This is a genomic window from Chryseobacterium sp. OV279 (genome assembly GCF_900128945.1).
Taxonomy (GTDB): domain Bacteria; phylum Bacteroidota; class Bacteroidia; order Flavobacteriales; family Weeksellaceae; genus Chryseobacterium.
In genome coordinates this window covers 475740-497463 of sequence record NZ_FQUD01000002.1, presented here as the reverse complement: position 1 = coordinate 497463, position 21724 = coordinate 475740, and the positions used below count along the sequence as shown (strand labels likewise).

22 protein-coding genes are annotated in these 21724 nt (G+C 38.2%); 13 read left to right on the top strand and 9 right to left on the bottom strand.

What is annotated here, in order from left to right:
- Positions 1 to 44: 44 nt before the first annotated feature.
- From BUA72_RS10190 to BUA72_RS10165, 6 genes are all read left to right on the top strand, one after another.
- Positions 45 to 1238 carry an alanine dehydrogenase gene (locus BUA72_RS10190; protein ID WP_072922833.1) on the top strand — a complete coding sequence of 398 codons (1194 nt, stop codon included), beginning with the start codon at positions 45 to 47 and terminating at the stop codon, positions 1236 to 1238.
- The gene (locus BUA72_RS10185) at positions 1238 to 1609 is read left to right on the top strand and encodes a hypothetical protein (RefSeq protein ID WP_072922832.1); all 372 of its coding nucleotides are present in this window, start codon (positions 1238 to 1240) and stop codon (positions 1607 to 1609) included. The genes BUA72_RS10190 and BUA72_RS10185 overlap by 1 nt, the downstream gene beginning before the upstream one ends.
- A 195-nt stretch (positions 1610 to 1804) precedes the next feature.
- Positions 1805 to 2575: a sensor histidine kinase gene (locus BUA72_RS10180; RefSeq protein ID WP_083544175.1), complete on the top strand. Its 771-nt coding sequence runs from the start codon at positions 1805 to 1807 to the stop codon at positions 2573 to 2575.
- The gene (locus tag BUA72_RS10175) at positions 2553 to 3263 is read left to right on the top strand and encodes a LytR/AlgR family response regulator transcription factor (RefSeq protein WP_072922831.1); all 711 of its coding nucleotides are present in this window, start codon (positions 2553 to 2555) and stop codon (positions 3261 to 3263) included. The genes BUA72_RS10180 and BUA72_RS10175 overlap by 23 nt, the downstream gene beginning before the upstream one ends.
- Positions 3264 to 3372: 109 nt before the next feature.
- Complete coding sequence (locus BUA72_RS10170; protein ID WP_072922830.1) at positions 3373 to 3762, top strand: hypothetical protein; 390 nt, start codon at positions 3373 to 3375, stop codon at positions 3760 to 3762.
- A gap of 321 nt (positions 3763 to 4083) precedes the next feature.
- Positions 4084 to 6366 carry a cation:proton antiporter gene (locus BUA72_RS10165; RefSeq protein WP_072922829.1) on the top strand — a complete coding sequence of 761 codons (2283 nt, stop codon included), beginning with the start codon at positions 4084 to 4086 and terminating at the stop codon, positions 6364 to 6366.
- A 426-nt stretch (positions 6367 to 6792) separates the two neighbouring features.
- On the opposite strand, the gene BUA72_RS10160 is transcribed toward BUA72_RS10165, so the two are convergent.
- Positions 6793 to 7443, bottom strand: coding sequence for a hypothetical protein (locus tag BUA72_RS10160; protein ID WP_072922828.1), 651 nt, complete (start codon positions 7441 to 7443; stop codon positions 6793 to 6795).
- A 339-nt stretch (positions 7444 to 7782) separates the two neighbouring features.
- Here BUA72_RS10160 and BUA72_RS10155 point away from each other — a divergent pair, with 339 nt between their 5' ends.
- Together BUA72_RS10155 and BUA72_RS10150 are read left to right on the top strand one after the other, a co-directional pair.
- Entirely contained in the window at positions 7783 to 8268 is a 486-nt protein-coding gene (locus BUA72_RS10155; protein WP_072922827.1) for a hypothetical protein, read from the top strand.
- A gap of 201 nt (positions 8269 to 8469) precedes the next feature.
- Positions 8470 to 9312, top strand: coding sequence for a prephenate dehydrogenase (locus BUA72_RS10150; RefSeq protein ID WP_034726627.1), 843 nt, complete (start codon positions 8470 to 8472; stop codon positions 9310 to 9312).
- A gap of 187 nt (positions 9313 to 9499) precedes the next feature.
- Here BUA72_RS10150 and BUA72_RS10145 read toward each other — a convergent pair whose 3' ends face one another.
- Positions 9500 to 10177 (bottom strand): hypothetical protein, encoded by a 678-nt coding sequence (locus BUA72_RS10145; protein ID WP_139259584.1) that lies wholly within the window; start codon positions 10175 to 10177, stop codon positions 9500 to 9502.
- Between the two features lie 349 nt (positions 10178 to 10526).
- Between BUA72_RS10145 and BUA72_RS10140 the strand changes: the two genes are divergently transcribed.
- Genes BUA72_RS10140 through BUA72_RS10130 form a run of 3 tightly spaced genes read left to right on the top strand, consistent with a single transcriptional unit; the run spans position 10527 to position 13028 of the window.
- Positions 10527 to 10799 carry a DUF2089 family protein gene (locus BUA72_RS10140; protein ID WP_072922825.1) on the top strand — a complete coding sequence of 91 codons (273 nt, stop codon included), beginning with the start codon at positions 10527 to 10529 and terminating at the stop codon, positions 10797 to 10799.
- A 10-nt stretch (positions 10800 to 10809) separates the two neighbouring features.
- Positions 10810 to 11391 (top strand): YIP1 family protein, encoded by a 582-nt coding sequence (locus BUA72_RS10135; RefSeq protein WP_072922824.1) that lies wholly within the window; start codon positions 10810 to 10812, stop codon positions 11389 to 11391.
- A 5-nt stretch (positions 11392 to 11396) separates the two neighbouring features.
- A complete protein-coding gene (locus BUA72_RS10130; RefSeq protein ID WP_083544174.1) occupies positions 11397 to 13028 on the top strand; it encodes a serine hydrolase domain-containing protein in 1632 nt (543 codons plus the stop codon).
- Between the two features lie 96 nt (positions 13029 to 13124).
- On the opposite strand, the gene BUA72_RS10125 is transcribed toward BUA72_RS10130, so the two are convergent.
- A complete protein-coding gene (locus BUA72_RS10125; RefSeq protein WP_047448829.1) occupies positions 13125 to 14543 on the bottom strand; it encodes an L-serine ammonia-lyase in 1419 nt (472 codons plus the stop codon).
- A 191-nt stretch (positions 14544 to 14734) separates the two neighbouring features.
- On the opposite strand from BUA72_RS10125, the gene BUA72_RS10120 reads away from it, so the two are divergent.
- Positions 14735 to 15313 (top strand): Crp/Fnr family transcriptional regulator, encoded by a 579-nt coding sequence (locus BUA72_RS10120; protein ID WP_072922823.1) that lies wholly within the window; start codon positions 14735 to 14737, stop codon positions 15311 to 15313.
- 60 nt (positions 15314 to 15373) lie between these two features.
- Positions 15374 to 15997: an FMN-dependent NADH-azoreductase gene (locus BUA72_RS10115; RefSeq protein WP_072922822.1), complete on the top strand. Its 624-nt coding sequence runs from the start codon at positions 15374 to 15376 to the stop codon at positions 15995 to 15997.
- Positions 15998 to 16083: 86 nt separating this feature from the next.
- On the opposite strand, the gene BUA72_RS10110 is transcribed toward BUA72_RS10115, so the two are convergent.
- The 6 genes from BUA72_RS10110 to BUA72_RS10085 all read right to left on the bottom strand — a co-directional run bounded on the left by BUA72_RS10110 (position 16084) and on the right by BUA72_RS10085 (position 21711).
- Positions 16084 to 17427, bottom strand: a complete 1344-nt coding sequence (locus tag BUA72_RS10110) for an ammonium transporter (RefSeq protein ID WP_072922821.1) — start codon at positions 17425 to 17427, stop codon at positions 16084 to 16086.
- A 103-nt stretch (positions 17428 to 17530) separates the two neighbouring features.
- Entirely contained in the window at positions 17531 to 18172 is a 642-nt protein-coding gene (locus tag BUA72_RS10105) for an alpha/beta hydrolase family protein (protein WP_034726646.1), read from the bottom strand.
- A gap of 389 nt (positions 18173 to 18561) precedes the next feature.
- On the bottom strand, positions 18562 to 19191 hold the full coding sequence (locus BUA72_RS10100; protein ID WP_034726648.1) for a YceI family protein: 630 nt from the start codon (positions 19189 to 19191) through the stop codon (positions 18562 to 18564).
- 78 nt (positions 19192 to 19269) lie between these two features.
- Complete coding sequence (locus BUA72_RS10095; protein WP_072922820.1) at positions 19270 to 19836, bottom strand: YceI family protein; 567 nt, start codon at positions 19834 to 19836, stop codon at positions 19270 to 19272.
- 146 nt (positions 19837 to 19982) lie between these two features.
- The gene (locus tag BUA72_RS10090) at positions 19983 to 21032 is read right to left on the bottom strand and encodes a glucokinase (protein WP_047449166.1); all 1050 of its coding nucleotides are present in this window, start codon (positions 21030 to 21032) and stop codon (positions 19983 to 19985) included.
- Between the two features lie 115 nt (positions 21033 to 21147).
- The gene (locus BUA72_RS10085) at positions 21148 to 21711 is read right to left on the bottom strand and encodes a membrane protein (protein WP_034726654.1); all 564 of its coding nucleotides are present in this window, start codon (positions 21709 to 21711) and stop codon (positions 21148 to 21150) included.
- Between the last annotated feature and the right edge of the window lie 13 nt (positions 21712 to 21724).

The window sequence follows — 21724 nt, the reverse complement described above, 5'->3', positions numbered from 1 at the left end:
TCAATTGAAAAACAACAACCTGTAAGACATAATTTATTTAAAGAATGAGTACTACAAATATTTTTACTCCTTTTACTGAAGAAGAATTGATGCCGAAAGAAGAAAAGTTGGAGGTTATAAAGAAAGGAAAACAGTTCAGTATTGGAATTCCTAAAGAAACCTGTCTTAATGAGAGGAGAACCTGCATTACTCCGGACGCGGTACAGGTATTGGTAGAACACGGTCATGAGCTTATTATAGAAGCCGGTGCCGGTGAAGGCTCTTTTTTTACAGATCTTCAGTATTCTGAATCGGGAGCAAAGATCACCAATGATCCTAAAGAAGCTTTCGGGCAGGATCTTATTCTAAAGATCAATCCTCCTACAGAAGAAGAGATTGAATTCATGAAACCGAATACCTATCTGGTTTCGGCCCTTCAGATCAATCTGAGAGACAAAGATTATTTCCTGAAACTGGCAGAGAGAAAGATCAATGCCATTGCTTTTGAATTTATCGTTGACGAATACAAACAGCTTGCTTTGGTAAGACTGGTCGGCGAAATTGCAGGAACCGTTTCTATTTTATATGCATCCGAACTTCTTGCCCTGTCAAACGGCTTAATGCTGGGCGGTATCACAGGAGTAAGACCTGCGGAAGTTGTTATTTTGGGTGCAGGAATTGTGGGCGAATTTGCCACAAAAGCAGCCATCGGACTGGGAGCCAGCGTAAGGGTTTTTGACAACTCACTTTCCAAGCTGAGAAGACTGCACACCCTTGTAGACAGCAGGGTTCCAACTTCCATCATTGATCCTAAAGAGTTAAGCAAAGCCTTGAGGCGTGCAGATGTAGTGATCGGTGCCCTTCCAAGATTAAATATGACACCTATCGTTACCGAAGAAATGGTCGCGAAAATGAAAAAAGGAAGTGTCATCATAGATATTACTATAGATAACGGCAAAGTGATCGAAACATCCGAACTGACAACGATGGAAGATCCTTACATCATCAAACACGGTGTAATCCACTGTGGACTTCCGAATCTTACGTCCAGAATGCCGAGAACCACGACCAAAGCGATTTCCAATTTCTTCCTTTCCTATATCCTGAATTATGATGAGGAAGGCGGTTTTGAAAATATGCTGATCCGCAAAAACGAAATGAAGCAGAGCTTATACATGTACAAAGGAAGACACACCAAAAAAGTGATCTGCGACCGTTTCGGACTTACTTACCACGATATCAATCTTTTAATTTTCTAATGAAAAAAATTAAATTCTTTTTAATAGGCCTTATTCCGGGGCTGATTCTTGTATTTTTTATTCTAAACAAAAAAGGCGCGAGCTGCAGCGGGTATCTTCCCAACAGCCGTGTGATTGCAGAAACCCTTTCTAAGGAATTCAAATATTCTGAAGAGGCTAAAAACGGAATGGCTACCTATAAAATTGATGAGAAATTTATAAAAGACAGTATCATTACCAACGGAAAAGTAGATTTCGACAGAAGTCATGCTCAGAAAAAGCCCTGTCCTGACTATGTGATTACATATCCGGAGAAAAATCCTTTGTATGAGATCTCTTTTGAAAAATGTGAGGAAACGGTCACGCTCAACTCTTTGAAAAAACTGAAGTAAGTAAAATTTATTTTAAACATTAAGAAGTTTAGAAACTGATCCAAAAAGAATAATTAAGAATTTGACGATGTCAAATAATAAGCAGCATGCTTTACAAATACCTTTGATATTTTTCTTCATTAATCTTAGCAGCTTAAATGTTCTTAATGGTTAAATTGAACTGATTTTAAATAGTAGCATCAAATCATATTTTCTATGGAAGGCAATTACTACATGATCCACGATTATCTGATATTCATTGGAGTATTTGCTATTTTTTTCCTGCTTACGGTCAGTATTTATCTTTTCAGCCAGAACGGCAGGTTCAGACAGAAAAACACCCGACTTACCGAAACGAATAAAATCATTGAACAGAAACTGAATGAGGTCCAGCTGGAACATATCGGTACCAAGCTGAATCCCCATCTTTTCAAAAATATTCTGAATTCTGTCCAGTCGCATGCCTACCAGACGTATATGTCGCTGGATAAACTTGCGAATGTTCTGGATTATATTTTATACGAAAGCAACAATAAATTTGTAAGCCCTAAGGAGGAACTGAATTTCGCTTTAAGCCTTATCGAGATCAATAAAATAAAGATCAATCCACTTTTTGATTTCAGGATCAAATCAAGAATCAATAAGTCGGATACCGTGTATGAAGAAAAGGTTTTCGCTCCGCTGATCTCTGTTGATCTTATTGAAAATGCATTCAAACATACTGATTTTCTGGCCCAGGATTCCTTTATTTCCATTCATCTGGAACTTGAAAACGGAATGTTCATCATGAAAGTCAGTAACAAAGCTTCTTTAAAAAATATTCTTACGAAGGAAAACAGCGGTTTTGGAAGCCAGTCACTGGATCAAAGGTTGAAAATGATTTACAACAATCATTATCAGCTCGAGAAAAGCTCAAAAAACGGTATCTTCACGGCAGAATTAAAAATCAATCTAGGGGAATTCTATGATAAAATGCGTTATTCTTGATGATGAATTACTGGCCATCAGTTATTTAAAACTTCTATGCGAGCAGATCGAAGATGTAGAAGTGGTAAAGGCATTTAACGACCCTAAAATTTTCCTGAGTGAAATTGATAACATCGACTGCAATCTTTGCATTCTTGATATTGAAATGCCGGGAATGACCGGGCTTCAGGTTGCAGAAATTATTTCCGGCTCCAAAAAAATCATCTTTACTACGGCTTACAAAGAATATGCAGCCGAAGCTTTTGACCTGAATGTGGTAGACTACGTCCGAAAACCCATCAAAAAAGAAAGACTGATTCAGGCCTTCGAAAAAGCAAAAGAGCTGGTGGATCTTCCTCACAAAAAAGATCTGATCGAATGGAATACCAATATCGGCAGAACGGTTATTTTCACAGAACAGATCGCTTATATTAAAACCTCGGACATCGACAGCCGCGACAAAGATATCATCCTGAACGACGGAACCACCATCGTCCTTAAAAACCTCAGTTTTAAGACGCTTCTCGAAATGCTTCCTTCCAAAGATTTCGCCCAGGTGAATAAAAAGGAGATCATTGCCCTGTCTTCCATTAAAGTATTTTCCACCAACGAAATTATCAGTACGATTCAGTCGGAAGGCGATAATTTCCTGAAGCTTCAGATCGGGGAAGCTTATAAACATTCATTAATGGAACGCTTCGGAAAGTAGATCTTTCAGACCTTTGCGGTTTCACTGCAAAATGTAACGGTTTCATTACATCCTCCCCTTTTACACGACCTTTCCAACGTATTTTTGCTGCTGATTAAATGATTTTATAATGAAAAACTGTCTGTATGCAGCAGGAATTCTCATATCCGGGCTTTGCTTTTCCCAGGAAACAGGTTCAAAGGTTAAGGCCTCCTTTTTCGACGGAATTGTAGCGGCCGGATATGTGGATCATGGAGCTTTTATCAATTTTACAGGCCCGAATGTAAGCTTTACCCATAAAGACCTTAAACTGATCGCCGGAATGCTTCCATCGCTTAGAATTAAAGAGGACCGTTCTCCGGGAACCAAAAACAGTCCTGTCACGCCCAACCTGGGAGCTGGTATTACTGCGGTTTACAAAAAGATAGCGCTTCAGATACCGGTGTATTACAATACAAAAACCGCCGCTGAAAACGGAGCCTGGAAAGTAGGAATCGGATTGGGGTATTCTTTCAGGTAGATTTTTGAAGAAAGGAAGAGGGAAGCTGGAGGATGGAAGTTATGGAGGTTTGAAATATAAATGAAGTACACTTTTATTAAATTCAAGAACTGCTTTATTCCAGCTACCCATGTCAAGGTTTTGAACCTTGACATGGGTAAGAAATTAAATTTAAAAGTAGAAATTTAAAACATATCCCACAGTAACTTCCCGCCTCCCTCTTCCATCTTCCAACCCTCATCCCGTTTTTATTACATTTTTTAGAACATTTATTACATTTTAAGAACAGGAGCATTTAACATCAATATATTCTCATCAACTTTGCATTAAAATATAGGAATCATGAACTGGGGAAAATACAGAAATTTAATTTTTTACATAGCCACCATCGCCTTTTTTTCCTGCCTGATGTACTTCTTTATTATAGAGGGACAGACGCTGGAGATCAAGGAAAATATAGTCACTAAAACAAGCACCGGCTCTACCTGGGACAACTTCCAGGAATCTTTTAAAGCCAATCTTCATCATCCTTTAGCATTGCTTCTTGCCCAGATCGTCACCATCATTCTGGTTGCCAGACTTTTCGGATGGATCTGTATGAAAATCAAGCAGCCTACCGTCATCGGTGAAATGATTGCGGGTATTGTTTTGGGACCTTCATTACTCGGGATGTACTTCCCTGAATTCTCTGCTTTCCTTTTCCCGAAAGAATCATTAGGTAACTTACAGTTTTTAAGCCAGATAGGACTTATTCTGTTTATGTATATCGTAGGAATGGAGCTGGATCTGAGTGTACTAAGAAAAAAAGCTCATGATGCCGTAGTCATCAGTCATGCGAGTATTATCATCCCATTTGCCCTGGGAATAGGACTTTCTTATTTTGTGTATCAGGAATTTGCGCCAGAAGGCATTCAGTTTACATCTTTTGCCCTGTTTATTGCCATTTCAATGAGTATCACGGCATTTCCGGTACTGGCCAGGATTGTTCAGGAGAGAAATCTTCAGAAAACAAAACTGGGAACCATCGTTATTACCTGTGCCGCAGCCGATGATATTACGGCATGGTGTATCCTTGCAGCCGTTATTGCAATTGTAAAAGCAGGTTCTTTTACCAGTTCCATCTATGTGATCATTATGGCCATCGCTTATGTATTTTTAATGATCAAAATCGTGAGACCGTTCCTGAAAAGAATCGGGGATCTTCAGGCGGGCAAAAATACCATCAGCAAACCAATGGTCGCTATTTTTTTCCTGACCCTGATCCTTTCTGCGTATGCTACTGAAGTGATTGGTATCCATGCTTTATTCGGAGCGTTTATGGCGGGAGCGATTATGCCGGAGAATGCGAAATTCCGCACCCTTTTCATCGATAAAGTGGAAGATGTGGCTTTAGTTCTTTTACTTCCTCTTTTCTTTGTATTTACCGGTTTACGTACACAAATCGGGCTATTGAATGACGGTCACCTTTGGCTTACGGCAGGATTTATCATCTTAACCGCGGTTACAGGAAAGTTTATAGGAAGTGCCCTCACGGCACGGTTTGTAGGCATCAACTGGAAAGAAAGTTTAACGATCGGTGCCTTGATGAATACAAGGGGACTGATGGAACTTATCGTCCTGAACATCGGGTATGATCTTGGGGTATTAAGCCCGGAAATCTTCGCGATGTTGGTTATTATGGCTTTATTTACCACGTTTATGACGGGACCTGCTTTAGACTTTATTAATTTTATTTTTAAATCTAAAAAAAGCAGCGACGAAGAAACCCATGACGACAACGATTCCAAATACCGTGTCCTGCTGTCTTTTGATAAACCTGAATCCGGAAGTACTTTGCTGAAACTGGCTCATGATTTTACCAATAAAATGAACGGCAACAAAAGCATTACTGCAGTGAATATTGCTCCGGTAGATGAAATGCATGCCTACGACATCAATGAGTATGAAGATGCTCAGTTCAAAAATGTGATTGAAACATCCCATGACCTGAAACTGGAAGTGACTACTCTTTTCAAAGCGTCTACAGACATTGAAAACGACCTTACGGGGATCTCCAATAAAGGAAATTATGACCTTCTTCTGATCATGCTGGGTAAATCTATGTATGAAGGAAGTTTGCTCGGAAGACTGTTAGGATTCACCACCAAGATCATCAACCCGGAAAAACTTCTGAACACGGTAAAAGGCAAAGGAAATATTTTCAACAACTCTCCTTTTGACGACTTTACGCTTCAGATTCTCGACAAAACCCATATTCCTGTTGGGGTTATGGTAGAAAAAGATTTCAAATCCGCCGATAAGGTATTTGTTCCAATCTTTAACCTGAGCGATTTTTATCTGCTTGAATATGCCAAAAGGCTGATCAACAATAACAATTCACAAATCATTATTCTGGATGCTGCAGGACAGATCCGCAACAATATTGAGGTAAAGGAACTGATCAGAAGCATCGAACAGGTAGCACCCAATCACATCACTTTATATAACGAGAAAAAGATCGAGAAAGAATTCCTGAACGCGCAGGACCTGATGCTGGTCAGCAGCAAAAGCTGGAAAAACCTGATCGACAGTAAGAGTCTGTGGCTGTCTGATATTCCTTCAACATTGATTATCTCCAATCCATAGGTTTTTGAATAATGTAACAGTGTAACAATGTAACAATTTAATAGTGTAACAATATTGAACAGGTTGCGCAGAATACCCTCTTTTATGTAACGAGAAAACAACAGTCCACACAGTCCATATTAACTTCCGTTTCCGGTATTGGTCAGCAAAATAAATTTGATAAGTATACTCCAAATCCCGTTGACCTATACTGAACCGGAACTGTAGATCCGGCGGCTGAACCTTCCTGCAGAGGGTGTGCTGCCGGGGAATCTGCAGAGTTTTTAAGTAATGTAACAATGTAACAATCTAACAATTTATCAGTCTAGAAATGTAATAATCTAACAAACACTACAATTAATTGATTAATAATTATTTATATTATTTGGATTGATTAATTCATTGGTAAACTGGTAAACTGGTACATTGATACATTGTTACATTATCCTATTTCTCATTCTTCAGTTTCAGCAGCTTTTGAAATGATTCCGAAAATCTTTTCTCTTCTTCAGCAATATAATCACTGCTGAAAGGCGCTCCACAATCTAAACTGTTGATTGCATGAAGGAGTTTCCCTTTTTCAAAATAATTCCGGTTCTCTTCTATTTCAGATTTTTCAAAGTCAAAAGCTTCCGTGTCATTATTTTCTTTCATGGCTTTGATGTCATAAAACATAGGCCGGTTGTAGGTATAGATTTTTTCAAAAACAAAAGACAGTTTTCCGTTCAGCAGATAATATTCGGTGAGTACCTGTCCCATTTCTCCGTAAAGTCTTGCCGTTATCTTCTCCAGGCGACCTTTCTGCTCATAAAATACCGCTTCACCGCCTTCTGCAGATTCTCCTTCTATATCTTTCTTTTTTATGGAACTCCACTTTGTAATGGAATTGATTCTTTTAAAATTGTTGCGGATGGGTTTCAACCTGTCTTTCAAAAATTCATTAACGGAAGTATCATCTTCTTTGAATGATTCTTTGATTTTTACTGTATCAAATTTTATGGAATAAAGTTTATCCATATCCGTTGTATTGGTTCCTGCATGGCTTAGACTTACAGAAGCTATCAATATCAACAAGGTGTAGAAAAAACAAGTCTTCATGATGATTGTGTTTTGGACCGGTTATTTTACAAATCTAATCAATTCTTTAAATACGAAAGATTTATTGTAAAGCTTACATGAACCTCTTCTACAAACAACAAATTATGAAGTATAAAAATAGATGAATCTCCTCTGTCATCCATCATATTTTTTGCGGGAATATGATCATAATTCTGTTGCATTTTTTTAAATTCAGCTTCAAAAATAGATTTTGAATATCATTTTTAATAAAACCTGTTTAAGTTCATCAATTAAAAAAAACTTTAAAATCTTAGATTTAATCAACTTTAAAGAAGAATATTCATTATTTTTAAGCCCAATACATTCAAATTATACGCAATGAAAAAAATAAGTTTCTTCTGCCTTGGTCTTTTAGTTTTTACAGGCTGTCAAAATGAATCAAAAAAAACAGTCAGTGAAACCACCGTAACAGTTAAAAAAGACAGCACTACGGTTATAAAACCTGCCGTTGAAAATACGCCTATTACTGAAACCAAAGGAATTCTTACCCAGAAAGAATGTACTGAAAAACAGGTGGAATACGAAACTGAAATGGAATGCATCTTTAAAAACGCCTCTATTGATGAAGTTTACAGAAGAACGATCAAAGATAAAGAAGTAGAAAAATCAGAGCTGCTGTCGGCCAATCTTCCAAAAGCAAATACGACAAAAGAAATAAACCAGGACGGCCTTATTTCCATAACCTACACCGTTGGTCCTAAAAAAACTGATATAGAATTCTTTTTTGAAGGTGGAGTAACAAGTATAAGCCTCGAACAACAGAATAAGGACGTTAAAAGAACGATTATTCACAGCGCAGATTAAAACTGTGTTCAATGATCACATGATAATTTAAACCAAAAATATCCTGTGTTTAAAAAATATTTTATACCTTCGCTTGGTGAATTTCAATAACGGAACATATTATTATAGAATTTTTGACTCAAATCTGGGCTAGGATTCTTATGAACATAACTTAAAACCTCGTCCCAGGACGGGGTTTTTTATTTTTAAAAATTTAAAAAGATGAAAATTAGTATTATTGGTGCAGGTTTAATCGGGGGTTCAATGGCTTTAAAACTAAGAGAAAAAGGCATTGCAGATTTCATCTACGGAATCGATAACAACCAGGAGCATATCCGCGAAGCATTGGAACTTAACATTATAGACGCAGGTACAGACCTTGAATATGGCGTTAAAAATGCTGACTTTATTATCATTGCCGTGCCGGTAGACGCGGCCAGAAAGCTGCTGCCCGACGTCCTTGATCTGATTTCCGATGAACAGACCGTAATGGACGCCGGATCTACAAAAGCAGGCATCGTAAATGCGGTCAAAGACCATCCTAAACGCTCAAGATTTGTGGCTTTTCACCCGATGTGGGGTACCGAGAACAGTGGCCCGGCATCTGCGGTTTCCAATAGTTTCTCAGGAAAAGCAGGAGTGATCTGCAACAAAGAAGAATCTGCACCGGATGCCCTTCAACTGGCAGAAAAAGTAGCAGAAAGCCTTGACATGCACCTGATCTACATGAACGCAGAAGATCACGACATTCATACCGCATATATTTCACATATCTCACACATTACATCTTACGCCCTGGCCAATACCGTTTTAGAAAAGGAACGTGAAGAGGAAACCATTTTCCAGCTTGCCAGTTCCGGTTTTTCCAGTACGGTACGTCTTGCCAAATCACATCCTGAAATGTGGGTTCCCATCTTTAAACAAAACAAGGAAAACGTTCTGGATGTTCTGAACGAGCATATCAGCCAACTAAGAAAATTTAAAGCAGCCCTGGAAAAAGAAAACTATGAATACCTGGAAGAACTGATCACGAATGCGAACAGGATCAGAGGAATATTGAGGTAATTAGATGGTAGATAATAGGTAGCAGGTTGCAGGTAATAGGTGGTCAAAGTTTAAAAGTACAGCCTTTAAATTTATTAAAGAATACTTTTAAAAATAGTGAACAACAACACTCAATATCAATTAAATTGTTGTAAAGTCCTGCCACCCACTACCTATAACCTAATCCCTAATCCCTACCATCTAATCCCTAAAACTTCATCATTAGTCCCACTCCATTACTGTTATTCAGAACGTAATAACTTGGAGTGAATCTTGATGCAGCGGTATTTCTGTAGTTATTAATGGCATCTTTCATTTGGGAATGTCCCGCCAGTTTCAGCGTAACCCCTGCTCCCATTCCGATAAGACCGATGATCAAAGGTACAGGAGATCCATTTTTTGGTTCACCGTTTCTTACATTCGTATCGTTAGCCTTGGAAAGATTCAGAACCCCGCCTACCACAAAACATGCGGCTCCTCCGACAATAAATGCGGTTCCCAGGTTATTAACCGTTCTTCCTTTCATATATTCTGAATCCTGCTTCTGCAGAAGATAATTTTTGATATCGTACTTTTCAGTAAGTTTTGGGTTTTCCTGTTTCGGTTCAGATACCGTTGCTACAGGAGTTTCAGTCGAGACCTTTCCCATTTCATTTGGACTGGCTTCCTGCACCGCTTTCACAGAGTTTTCATAGAGAAATTCCTCTGCTCCATTCTGCACATTTTTATAGGTTACTTTTCCTTTGCTGAATTTCAGATCCTTATACTGAATAGTCATTCCATTTTGAGTGGTGATCGTTCCTTTCGGAGAAGTTTCAGGAATACTGATTTGAGAATAGGCAGCCAAAGAGGCCCCGATACACAGCAGTGTAAAGAATTTTTTCATGATCGTTAATTTTTCAGGCAAAAATATCTGTTTTTATCGGAAATGCAAATTTATTTTTAGGTGACAGGTAGCAGATTATAGGTAACAGATAGTAGGTCGCGAGTTATAGGTCGCGGGTAACGGGACTTTACAACAATTTTATTTCTGTTGGGTGTCTTTTACCACTATTTTTTTTTGCTTTCAGTAATACATCAAAGACTGTACTTTCAAACTTTGACCACCTATTTCCTGCAACCTGCCACCTATAATCTCCTACCTAAACATTCCTTTCCTCAATCAAATTTTTAACTTTATTAAAAAACATTTTAACTTTATTAAAAAAAATAGTATTTTCGTAAAAAATTAATTAATGAAACTCCCAACCGTCTGTCCAAGTTGTGACAATACTTTAAATGTAAGTCAGATGAAATGCCCGAACTGTAAAACGGAGGTAAGTGGCGATTACGAACTTCCCGTTCTGCTTAAACTGAACCGTGAAGAGCAGGAATTTGTTCTTAATTTTTTCCTCTCCAGCGGAAGCATTAAGGAAATGGCGAAACAAGCGGGCCTTTCCTACCCGACCATGAGAAACAAAATGGATGATCTGATCACTAAAGTCGGACAAATAAAAACTAACCTGTAAACTCAGTACGATGAACTGGAAAACAATTTTTAATCCTTTTGAAAGATTTGATGATAAAGTGCTGCTCGGTATTGGGATACTGGCAACAGCGTTGGCTATTTTGACGGGATACTGGACAGGTACTTATTTTAGCAGCATTTATAGGATTAATAGTTTGGATAAGGTAACCGTTCAGGCTGTAGCTGTTCCCACCTTAATCAGTTTTGTATTTGCCATAGTGGTTCTTTTCATTTTAGGGAAGATTTTAAACAGCAAAACGAGGTTCATTGATATCGTTAACACCGTATTAATTTCACAGCTTTTACTGGTTCTCCTGCAGGCAACAGACAGGTTATCATTCGTAAAAGAATCTCAGAAAAAAGTGATCGCTCATCAGACCCATCCTTCTGATCCGTTACCCATTTTAGACATTGCCGTGACACTAAGTATGGCATCGTTTGCCATTATTATTTTAATCTATAGCATAACCCTTTATTATAATGGCTTTAAGACGGCCACCAATATCAAAAAATGGCAGCATATCGTTCTTTTTGCAGCGGTATCCCTGATCATGACTTTGGTATGTCAGATTCTACTATCTAAATACTTCTAAATATCATGAAAATCAAATTCTTACTTGTGCTGGTCTTCCTGGCACATATTTGTCACGCCCAAATCGAAGGAACCTGGAACGGTGAAGTGGATATCCAGACGATGAAACTTCCTGTTGTATTGAAAATTAAAAAAGGACCGGAAGGTTATACTTCCCTGCTCAACAGTCCCAAGCAAAGCAAAGATGACATTCCTGTAGACAAAACGGCTTTCAGTAATAATGAGCTTAGTTTTGACATTAAAAAAATCAATGCCAGCTATAAAGGTATTTTCAAAGAGGATCATTTTGAAGGAAATCTGAATCAGAATGGAAAAATACTTCCTTTAAACCTGTTCAGAAATCTACCGGTTTCTAAAAATACTGAAGCTCAGTATCTCAACGGAAAAGCCATTAATAAAGAAAAAATTGATGATTTCCTGAATTATATTTCATCAAAAAATCAGGGAATCGGGAGTGTTTCTATTTTCAGAAATGGTGTTCAGGAATACCACAAAGATTTTGGACAGTCGCAGTTAAAAAACGTGACTTTCGATAAAGACACCCAATATCAGATCGGCTCTATCAGTAAGATGATTACAGCCGTAATGCTGATGCAATTGGTTGAAAACGGAAAACTTAAACTGAATGACAAGCTGTCAAAATACTATCCTGAAATTCCCAACGCTCAAAAAATCACCATACAGCAGATGCTGAACCACACCAGCGGACTTGGTGATTATGTAGGTGAACCAGAGGATAACTGGCTTTTCGGAAAAGCAGTTGGAGATAAAGCAATTATTGCAGAAATTAAAAAACTGGGCGTAAATTTTGAACCGGGAAAGAAAACCAAATATTCCAATTCAGCGTATTTTCTTTTAAGCAGAATACTGGAAAAGCTGTCCGGGAAACCTTACAATGTCATCCTGAAAGAAAATATTCTTGAAAAAGCAGGAATGAAGCATACGTTCTCTGTGTTGGACAATCCTAAAAACATCTTTAAATCCTACAAATTTACAGATGGAAGCTGGAAAGAAGTGGCGGATTTCGATTTCCACAACTGCATTGGCTTAGGAGATATCACCTCTACTACTGAGGATATGAATACCTTCATGGATGCATTATTCAATGGTAAATTCATTAAGAAAGAAACGCTTGACATGATGATTTCCAATAAAGAAGAACAATTTTTCGGAACAGGAATCATGAAAGTACCGTTCTACAATATCATTGCCTACGGACATGGTGGCGACACGGCCGGTTCCCATTCAATATTAACTTATGAGCCAACGGACAAACTTTCTTTTGCAGTAACTGTTAATGGAGAAAATTTAGCCCACAACGATTTATATGTTGGCATTTTAAATCAATTGTATGGAAGAGACTATCAATATCCGTCATTTGATACAAAATCAGATGTTGAACTGGAAAAATATGCCGGAGAATATCAAACAGAAGAAATCCCGATTCCGTTGACTGTATTTTCCAAAGACGGAATCTTGTATGCACAGGGAACAGGACAACCTGAATTTCCACTGGAAAACATTGAAAAAAATAAATACAGGTTTGAACAGGCCGACATTGTCATTCTCTTTATCCCGGAAAGTAAGCAGATGCAACTGATTCAGAATGGGAAGACTTATTTGTTGAATAAAAAGTAGTCTGAATTTTTATCATTAAGTTTTAAATTTTGCCATAAAAAAAATCCTTAGACTCATCATCTAAGGATTTTATATATAAAACAGTATTGTTTTCTTTTAACATTCAGGAACATTGACTGCAATGGCAAGCCCACCCTCTGAGGTTTCCTTGAAACGGTCACTCATCGATAAAGCCGTTTCCCACATGGTTTGAATTACTTCATCCAGGGTTACTTTTGCTTTCGTAGGGTCACTTTCCAGAGCAATATTTGCGGCTGTGATGGCTTTCATTGCGCCCATTGTATTTCTTTCAATACATGGGATTTGTACAAGACCTTTGATAGGATCACAGGTCAGTCCAAGGTGATGTTCCATGGCAATTTCTGCTGCCATCATGACCTGTCCAATGCTTCCGCCTAAGATTTCCGTCAATCCTGCCGCCGCCATCGCTGATGAAACTCCGATCTCTGCCTGACATCCGCCCATTGCCGCAGAAATGGTAGCATTTTTCTTGAATAATGTCCCGATCTCTCCGGCAACAAGTAAAAATCTTACAATGTCATCTTCGCTGGTACACTCTGTAAATGCCTGCGAATACATTAAAACCGCCGGAATAACACCGCTGGCTCCATTGGTAGGTGCCGTGATGATTCTTCCGAAACTTGCGTTTTCTTCATTCACTGCCAGTGCAAAACATGCAATCCATTTATTGATATTGGTGAAGTTTTCTTCTGCGTCAACGACCTGTTGGAACCACTCGTCGATATTTTTATAGACTTTGTCTCCTAAAAGTTTTCTGTTGATTCCTGCCGCTCTTCTGGTCACGTTCAGGCCTCCGGGAAGGATGCCTTCTTTATTAACGCCTTTGTAGATGCATTCTTTTATATTCTTCCAGATATTCAGCGCCTGCAGTCTGGTTTCTTCCGGGGTTCTCCAGCTTTCTTCATTGATCATGATCAGATCTGAAAACTTTTTCAATCCCAGTTTATCACAGTACTTTACAATATCTGAACCGTGATGACAAGGATACAGTGTTCGGACGCAATGTTTTTCTATGGAGTTTTTTTCCTGGCTTGCAATAAAACCACCGCCTACAGAATAGAAATCCTGAACCAGTTCGGTTCCGTCTTCAAAAACAGCTTTGAAAATCATCCCGTTCGGATGAAAATCAAGCGACTTTTGCATATTTAAAACCAGGTGATAGCCGTAGATAAAAGGAATTTCTTTTTCTCCACCCAGATGGATGATCTGGTCTTTTTTGATCTTCTCTATTTTTTCATCAATTTTTGATGTATTGATGGTTGTAAAATCTTCCCCATTTAATCCAAGCATTCCGGCAATATCCGTTCCGTGCCCGATTCCTGTTTTCGCTAAAGAACCGAAAAACTCAAGGAAAACTTCCTTCACTTCAGCAATGGATCTTTCCCTTTTTATAATTCTGATAAATGCAGAAGCTGCATTCCATGGTCCCATCGTGTGCGAACTGGACGGGCCTATTCCTACTTTAATAATCTCAAAAACCGATATTGATTCCATAGATAATTCTTCATTTTCCTCTTACCACAAAGATACGCGATAAATCCCAATAAAAGCATCCCCGGATCTTAGAATTCATAACAGTTCACAAATCATGAGACGCCTTTAATACGTATTTTGTAAATTAGCTGGGTACCGTATGGTCTCCTCAACCTATTATATAAATTGCTCTCTCTTTTTAATCATTTCGAATGGATACATTAATTAAAAATATTGGTCAGCATGTCAGCTTAAGTCCGGAAGAAATTACCATTTTCAAAAGCTTCTGGACAGAAAAAACATTGGAAAAAGGTGAATATCTTTTAAGAAACGGAGAAATTTGCCGGCATGACAGCTATATTGTTTCAGGTGTTTTAAAAGCCTTCTGTATCAATTCTGAAAACGGAAATGAGGAGATCCTTTTTTTAGCTATTGACCATTGGTGGGCGACGGATATCTCCAGCTTTTCTAAACAAAAAGCTTCTATTTACAATATTCAGGCTGTAGAAAAAACAAGCCTTTTGCAGATCAGCCATCAGTCTTTTCAAAAAATGCTGCAGGAAATTCCTTCCCTGGAAAGATATTTCAGGATTATTTTAGAAAGCTATCTGGGAACTCTTGAGAAGAGAATCGTATTCAACAATATGTACAAAGCTGAGCAGAAGTATTATGATTTCCTCGATACCTATCCGGATATTGTCTCCAAGGTTCCTCAATATTTAATTGCGTCCTATTTAGGCGTGTCCGCCGAATTTATAAGCCGAATACGGAAAAAAAATAAATCCTCTTGAACTAGATCAATTTTTAAGGAATGAATAATCAGGAATTTTGCTGTTATACAATTTATAACAATGAAAGTATTGATTATCAACGCCAGTGTAAGAAATGTAAGATCTTACAGCCGAAAACTCACCCAGCTCTTTGTCGAAAACTGGAAAACCAAATATCCCCTGGATGTATTTACGTACCGGGAAACGGGTATTGACAGTATTCCCAACATTAACGAGGCCTGGATTGCAGGAGCTTTCAAAAAGCCGTCTGACAGAACAGAAGAAAACCATAAGGCATTACAGATCAGTAATGAACTGGTACAGGAACTCAAAGAACATGATATCTATGTCATTGGAACTCCCATGTACAACTGGACTATTCCAAGTGGTCTAAAAGCTTATATAGACCAGATAATGCGGATCAATGAAACCTGGAAATTCAGGTCAGGAGTTCCAGATGGAGACTACGTTGGTTTACTCGAAAATAAAAAAGCATTTATATTATCTGCCCGAGGTGATACCGGATACGGAGAAAATGAAAAGAACGGACATATCAACTTTCAAACTCCCTATTTAAAACATATTTTCGGAATTATGGGGGTTAAAGACATTCGTATTTTCTCATTAGACAATGAAGAATTTGGAGGTGAAGTGTTTGAAAATTCAAAAAATAACATCTTCAGTGCCATCCAGTCTATTGAATAAGATCGGGAAAACATTCCTTTAATTTCAGTATTTCAATCAGGGTATTCCGAGCATACAACTGTGCCCTGATTTTCTTGTAGAAACCATCACTTGAAACTCTCCTGATGCTGGGAAAGATCGAGTCCCATCTCTTCAGATTCTTCGGAAACCCTCAATGTAATGATGGAATCTGTAATTTTATATAAAAGCAGCGAACCAAAGAAGGTAAAAGCCGAAACAAGAGCCAAAGCCGCCATATGATGACCAAAAACACCGATTCCTCCATGAAGCAGGCTGGCATTTTCACCATGAGCAAAAATAGCGGTCAGAACCATTCCCATGATCCCTCCTACTCCATGGCAGGCAAAAACGTCAAGGGTATCATCTATTTTCTTCAGAGCTTTCCAGTTCATCATCAGATTGGAAACAATAGCAGCGGCAAATCCTATAAAAAGACTTTCCGGAATACTCACAAAACCACAACCGGGTGTAATAGCGACCAAACCGACAACAGCTCCGATACACGCACCCAATGCAGAAACACTTCTACCATTGATCCTGTCGAAAAAAATCCAGGTCATCATGGCAGAGGCAGAAGCAATCGTAGTGGTTCCGAAAGCCATGGCTGCAGAAGCATTAGCACTTAAAGCAGATCCGGCATTGAACCCAAACCAACCGAACCATAACATTCCGGTTCCCAAGAGAACATAAGGAATATTGGAAGGCTCATGATGAGGATTTTTCCTGTTTCCAAGAACCAGAGCTCCCGCCAAAGCAGCAAACCCGGCACTCATATGAACAACAGTTCCGCCTGCAAAGTCTTTTACACCGAAATATTTATTTAAAAGTCCGTCCGGATGCCATACCATATGACAGAGCGGTGTATAGATGAAAATGCTGAAAAGCACCATAAACAGAAGGTAAGAGATGAAGCGAACCCGTTCGGCAAAAGAACCGGTAATAAGCGCAGGTGTGATCACCGCAAACTTCATCTGAAAAAGGGCAAAAAGCACAAAAGGAATAGTAGAAGCCATCATTTTATGAGGCAACACCCCTACACGGCTGAAAAACGGATAGCTCAACGGATTTCCGATGATCCCGTAGTGCACTCCATTGATCTCAAATCCTAAAGAATCCCCAAACGACAACGAAAATCCGACAACCACCCATAAAATAGAAATAACTCCGAGCGCAATAAAACTCTGCAGCATCGTAGAGATTACATTTTTTCGGCCAACCATTCCTCCGTAAAAGAACGACAGCCCGGGGGTCATCAGCAATACGAGACCTGCTGCTGCCAGTATCCATGCTACATCAGCTCCAACGATTTTATCTTCGCCAAGAAACTCTCCGGTGTTGGGAAAATCAACGATCGGGCTCCAAAAAAGTCCTCCGAATGCCACAAGGGTAATGACCGAGAATGAAACGATCCATTTTAAACCAATTTTCATACAGTTTATGTTTAACCCTATCAAAATTAAACATAAATTTTATAAAAACATATGATTTTATAATTTAACCCCTAAAAAAAACACTAAATCAAAATTTATATAATTAAATAAACACCTCTTTCAATATTTTGGATACTTCTTTGGATTTTGTAGCCGGAAAAAGATGGGTACCCCCTTTAATCACATAGTCCGGTTTTGAATATTTGATTGGGAAAACGATATCCTTGTCACCCAATATCTGAATCACTTCCGGAATTTCTTCAAATTTCCACTCTGAAACCTTTTCTACTGACCATTTCAGATAGTATGGATCTCTTACTCTGAAGTACTGAAGGATTTTTGGATTTTTTGGATCGAAGAGTTTTCTGACCACAGAATACACATTCGCCGCTTTATCATTGAACATACCTACAGGAAATATTCTGGGAATTTTCGTGATCTCACCGGTCTTTATAAATTTAGATTTCTCCTTATCTGATTTGATGCTGCCCATAATGACGACCTTTTGGGCAGGCTTCAGTTTATTGATCTCCTGTACCATAATCCCACCAAAAGAATATCCTAACAGACTGAAAGGCTCGGAAACGTCTACTTTTTCCGCCATTCTTTCAACATAGGAATGAAAGGGCTCATTTTTCTCGGGGATAAGCCAGTCTATAAAAATCAATTCACAGTTCTCGGGGAATTCCAGTCTTTCCAGCACCTTAAAGTCTGCTCCGAGACCGCTTACTACATAAATTTTCATAGTACTAATTTAAGAAAAACATGATAAAAGATGCAGAATAATTTCAGAGGTTTCTGAACTGTTAAGAGATTTTAGAAGATAAAGACATACTAGATGCTCTGTTAAACGCAAAGATTAATATCCTACTGTGTAAATTTAAGTGAAGCAAAGAATGGAATCAACTTCATTGATTCTGATGAAGGAAGTGCATCAATAATGGTTTAAAAAATTCACGCAGATTATTCAGATGATGCAGATTTTACTTTTTTTAATCTGCTTTATCTGCGAGAGTAATTCATTTTTATCGCGCTACAGCCTTTACGCCTAATTTTAATTATTAGAATGAAAACAAAATAAAAAATGGGCAGTTATAAAAACCGCCCATTGTATTATTTGATTGTATATTTTACTTATTTCTTTTTCTTCACAGGAACTCTGTTATCGTTGTCCAGTTTTTCTGTAGAAACTCTGAACTGGAAATCCATTTCGTCCTTGATGAAATAGTCTTTCAGTGAAGACTGGTAGAATACTTTAAAGTCTCTTCTGTTTAATGAGAACTTCGCAGATTCAATCACTACTGTAAACTGAGTAACGTATGCATTCGCAGGGAAAGTGATCGTTTTTCTTACCCCTTTGATCGTAATGTCACCATAGATCGTAGAATTGTACTCGCTGTTTGCTAAAGGAATAATTTTAGTCAAGTGGAATTTCGCGATAGGGAATTTCTTAACTTCAAAGAAATTGGTACTTTTCAGTTCGTTGGTAAGCTTGATCTGATCTTCCTCGGAAACGTCTCCCGCCATCATGCTTCTCATATCTATTACAAACTCTCCGTCTACAAGGACCGTTTTATCGAAATTGAATTTTCCGCTTTTCAGCTTTACCGTCCCTGAATGCGATGAAGCCTCAGTTTTTACGACTTTATATCCCCACCACCTGATCTCTGATGAAGTCACTTTTGAAACCTTATCAAATTTCCTCTGTGCAGAAACAAATGATATGCTCGCGCACACCATAGCAAACAATAGTAATCTTTTCATTCTTTTTTATTTACAATTCAACAAAAATAAAAAAAAGTGTAGAACTTCTACACTTTTAACAATCTTTTTTTGATTAAATTATTTAGCACTCACCTTTACAAGCATTTCGATGTCATCTTTCACAAAAACATCCTGCATGGTAGACTTGTAAGCAACGTCAAATTTCTGTCTGTCGAAAGAGAATTTTTCAGAAACCAGGCTTACTACTCCTTTGCTATATGCAATTTTAGCAGGGAAAGTAATAGCGCTTGTTTTTCCTTTAACAGTAAGGTTTCCTGTTACTAAAGAGTTATAGATCTTATCGCTGTTTTTCTTTACAGAAGTAATTTTGAAAGAAGCTGTAGGGAATTTTTCAACTTCAAAGAAGTCACCGTTCTTAAGGTGTCCGTTCAGTTTTTGCTGATATTCTCCGGAAAGGTCAGTTGCGTTGATAGACGTCATATCCAATACAAAGCTTCCTCCTACAAGGTTATTTCCTTTCATGATCATGTCTCCTGATTTTACTTTTACAGTACCATCGTGAGAGCTTGCCTCAGATTTTGCTACTTTGTACCCCCACCAGTGAACATCAGATGCCACTACTTTCTTTGACTGTCCGAATGCCAAACCGCTGGCAACAACTGCTAATAAGAATATTTTTTTCATTTGAATAAAGTTATTTACTTGTTTTAACGGTGCAAATATAGTCTACTTATTTAATAGATTTCATTGATGTATATCAATTAAAATATTTTTTTTCATGAATAATATCATCCCATAAAAAAACTCCGAAAGTTTCGGAGTTTTGTATTTTAATTTTGATAGTAAGCAGTGTACAGGGCGGCACCTTTTAATGCCGTGTGATTCTGTTTGATGAGATATATCGGCGTGTTTTTTAGCATTTCCTCCATCTTATCACTGATCTTAAACTTATCATAGAATTTTCCTTTGTCAATATATTCTCTGATCGTCTGTGGAATATCTCCTGAAATCAGCAGGCCACCTGTCGCTTTAAGCTTCAGGGTAAGGTTGTTGGCTTCTCTTGCCAGAAATTCAAGGAAAGTATCTAAAGCGATTCTGCAGATCATGACATCTTCTTCTACGGCTGCTTTGTACAGTTCCTGAACAAAATTCGGTCCTGCCAGACGTTCTGCCAGCCATTCCGGTTCCGGATGTCTTTTTACGTCTCTTAAGAATCTGTAGATATTGAAAAGTCCGGTTTTAGACAATACATTTTCCCAACTTACAATACCATAGATATTGTTTAAGAATTGGTAAAATTCAACTTCAACATTCGTTCTCGGTGAGAATTCCGAATGCCCGCCTTCCGTTGCAAAAGGTCTCAGGTATTTTCCGTCAAAGAAATATCCTGCTTCACCCAGTCCGTTTCCGGGAGCCAGGATCGCTACGTTTCCTTTTTCAAGATGTCCGCTGGTGTAGATCGGATCAAGGTCGCTGTCTTCAAGAAGACCCATTCCATAAGCAGAAGCTTCAAGGTCATTCAGCATATCTCCTTTTTCAAACCCGAAATCTTTGGTATATTCTTCAATATTTAAATCCCAGCCCAATCTCGCCGGGCTGCTTTTCCCATCGATTACCGGTCCCGGTACAGCCAAAGCCAGACGCTTTACATTTTCAAGCTGATTATCCTGAATGAATTTTCTTAATATATCAGAAAATGAAGAATAGTCTTTCGTACTATATTCTTTCTGTATTTTTATCTCAAGACCTCCGTTACTGGAAACAAAATAGCCTAAGATGGTTATATCTTCACGGAGACTTGCTCCAATGATAGTAACATGATCATTATTACTGTTCTCTACTCCTGGTAAATAAAGCGGAAATTTTGGATTCAAAATCATAACCTCAAATTTTATCAAATATAATAATTGTTTTCGTAAATCCTGCAGGGAAGCAAAAAACCTTTTCATTTTCATAAAAAGGTTTTGGCTAATAATTGTTTATATATAAATCTAACTACTTTCCTAGTGGAATATTGTATCCGAATCCTACTCCGATGTTCCCCACATTGTAGTTCTGTCCAGCGATATCGCCTTTATCTCCTACAAAAACTTTCTGATATTGTACGAAGAAATTCCAGTCTCTGTTGTGGTATCCGATTTCCGGCTTGATGTAGAAACCTCCGTCCGGTCTGTCAGCAGAACTATTGGAAGCTACTTTTTCATTTCCTACCAAAAATCCGTATCCTAAGTCAGTTCCAAAATAGAAACCGGTCTGTTTAGGATAGATTCTGATTAAAGCTCCTACAGGAATTACGCCTACATCATTGTTATCATAACCGTTGTTACTTTTTCCAAAATAATGAGTATATCCTGTTGCAATACCTAATCCAAATCCGGGAGTGATCAAATTCTGATAAGATACATCTACACCCGCAGCTGCAGAAAGATTATCTGAAGGAACTGCTAAACCAACATTCGCTCCTACTTTGATCATATTGTTCATCTTTGAGCTCTGTGCACTTGCGATACCAGCTGTTAATATTCCAGCCAGTAATACTGCTTGTTTTAACATTTTCATAACTCTAATTTTA

Excerpts from the sequence above, each read along its gene's own strand:
- BUA72_RS10190 (WP_072922833.1), top strand. The coding sequence starts at position 45 with ATGAGTACTACAAATATTTTTACTCCTTTTACTGAAGAAGAATTGATG.
- BUA72_RS10185 (WP_072922832.1), top strand. The coding sequence starts at position 1,238 with ATGAAAAAAATTAAATTCTTTTTAATAGGCCTTATTCCGGGGCTGATT.
- BUA72_RS10180 (WP_083544175.1), top strand. The coding sequence starts at position 1,805 with ATGGAAGGCAATTACTACATGATCCACGATTATCTGATATTCATTGGA.
- BUA72_RS10175 (WP_072922831.1), top strand. The coding sequence starts at position 2,553 with ATGATAAAATGCGTTATTCTTGATGATGAATTACTGGCCATCAGTTAT.
- BUA72_RS10170 (WP_072922830.1), top strand. The coding sequence starts at position 3,373 with ATGAAAAACTGTCTGTATGCAGCAGGAATTCTCATATCCGGGCTTTGC.
- BUA72_RS10165 (WP_072922829.1), top strand. The coding sequence starts at position 4,084 with ATGAACTGGGGAAAATACAGAAATTTAATTTTTTACATAGCCACCATC.
- BUA72_RS10160 (WP_072922828.1), bottom strand. The coding sequence starts at position 7,443 with ATGAAGACTTGTTTTTTCTACACCTTGTTGATATTGATAGCTTCTGTA.
- BUA72_RS10155 (WP_072922827.1), top strand. The coding sequence starts at position 7,783 with ATGAAAAAAATAAGTTTCTTCTGCCTTGGTCTTTTAGTTTTTACAGGC.
- BUA72_RS10150 (WP_034726627.1), top strand. The coding sequence starts at position 8,470 with ATGAAAATTAGTATTATTGGTGCAGGTTTAATCGGGGGTTCAATGGCT.
- BUA72_RS10145 (WP_139259584.1), bottom strand. The coding sequence starts at position 10,177 with ATGAAAAAATTCTTTACACTGCTGTGTATCGGGGCCTCTTTGGCTGCC.
- BUA72_RS10140 (WP_072922825.1), top strand. The coding sequence starts at position 10,527 with ATGAAACTCCCAACCGTCTGTCCAAGTTGTGACAATACTTTAAATGTA.
- BUA72_RS10135 (WP_072922824.1), top strand. The coding sequence starts at position 10,810 with ATGAACTGGAAAACAATTTTTAATCCTTTTGAAAGATTTGATGATAAA.
- BUA72_RS10130 (WP_083544174.1), top strand. The coding sequence starts at position 11,397 with ATGAAAATCAAATTCTTACTTGTGCTGGTCTTCCTGGCACATATTTGT.
- BUA72_RS10125 (WP_047448829.1), bottom strand. The coding sequence starts at position 14,543 with ATGGAATCAATATCGGTTTTTGAGATTATTAAAGTAGGAATAGGCCCG.
- BUA72_RS10120 (WP_072922823.1), top strand. The coding sequence starts at position 14,735 with ATGGATACATTAATTAAAAATATTGGTCAGCATGTCAGCTTAAGTCCG.
- BUA72_RS10115 (WP_072922822.1), top strand. The coding sequence starts at position 15,374 with ATGAAAGTATTGATTATCAACGCCAGTGTAAGAAATGTAAGATCTTAC.
- BUA72_RS10110 (WP_072922821.1), bottom strand. The coding sequence starts at position 17,427 with ATGAAAATTGGTTTAAAATGGATCGTTTCATTCTCGGTCATTACCCTT.
- BUA72_RS10105 (WP_034726646.1), bottom strand. The coding sequence starts at position 18,172 with ATGAAAATTTATGTAGTAAGCGGTCTCGGAGCAGACTTTAAGGTGCTG.
- BUA72_RS10100 (WP_034726648.1), bottom strand. The coding sequence starts at position 19,191 with ATGAAAAGATTACTATTGTTTGCTATGGTGTGCGCGAGCATATCATTT.
- BUA72_RS10095 (WP_072922820.1), bottom strand. The coding sequence starts at position 19,836 with ATGAAAAAAATATTCTTATTAGCAGTTGTTGCCAGCGGTTTGGCATTC.
- BUA72_RS10090 (WP_047449166.1), bottom strand. The coding sequence starts at position 21,032 with ATGATTTTGAATCCAAAATTTCCGCTTTATTTACCAGGAGTAGAGAAC.
- BUA72_RS10085 (WP_034726654.1), bottom strand. The coding sequence starts at position 21,711 with ATGAAAATGTTAAAACAAGCAGTATTACTGGCTGGAATATTAACAGCT.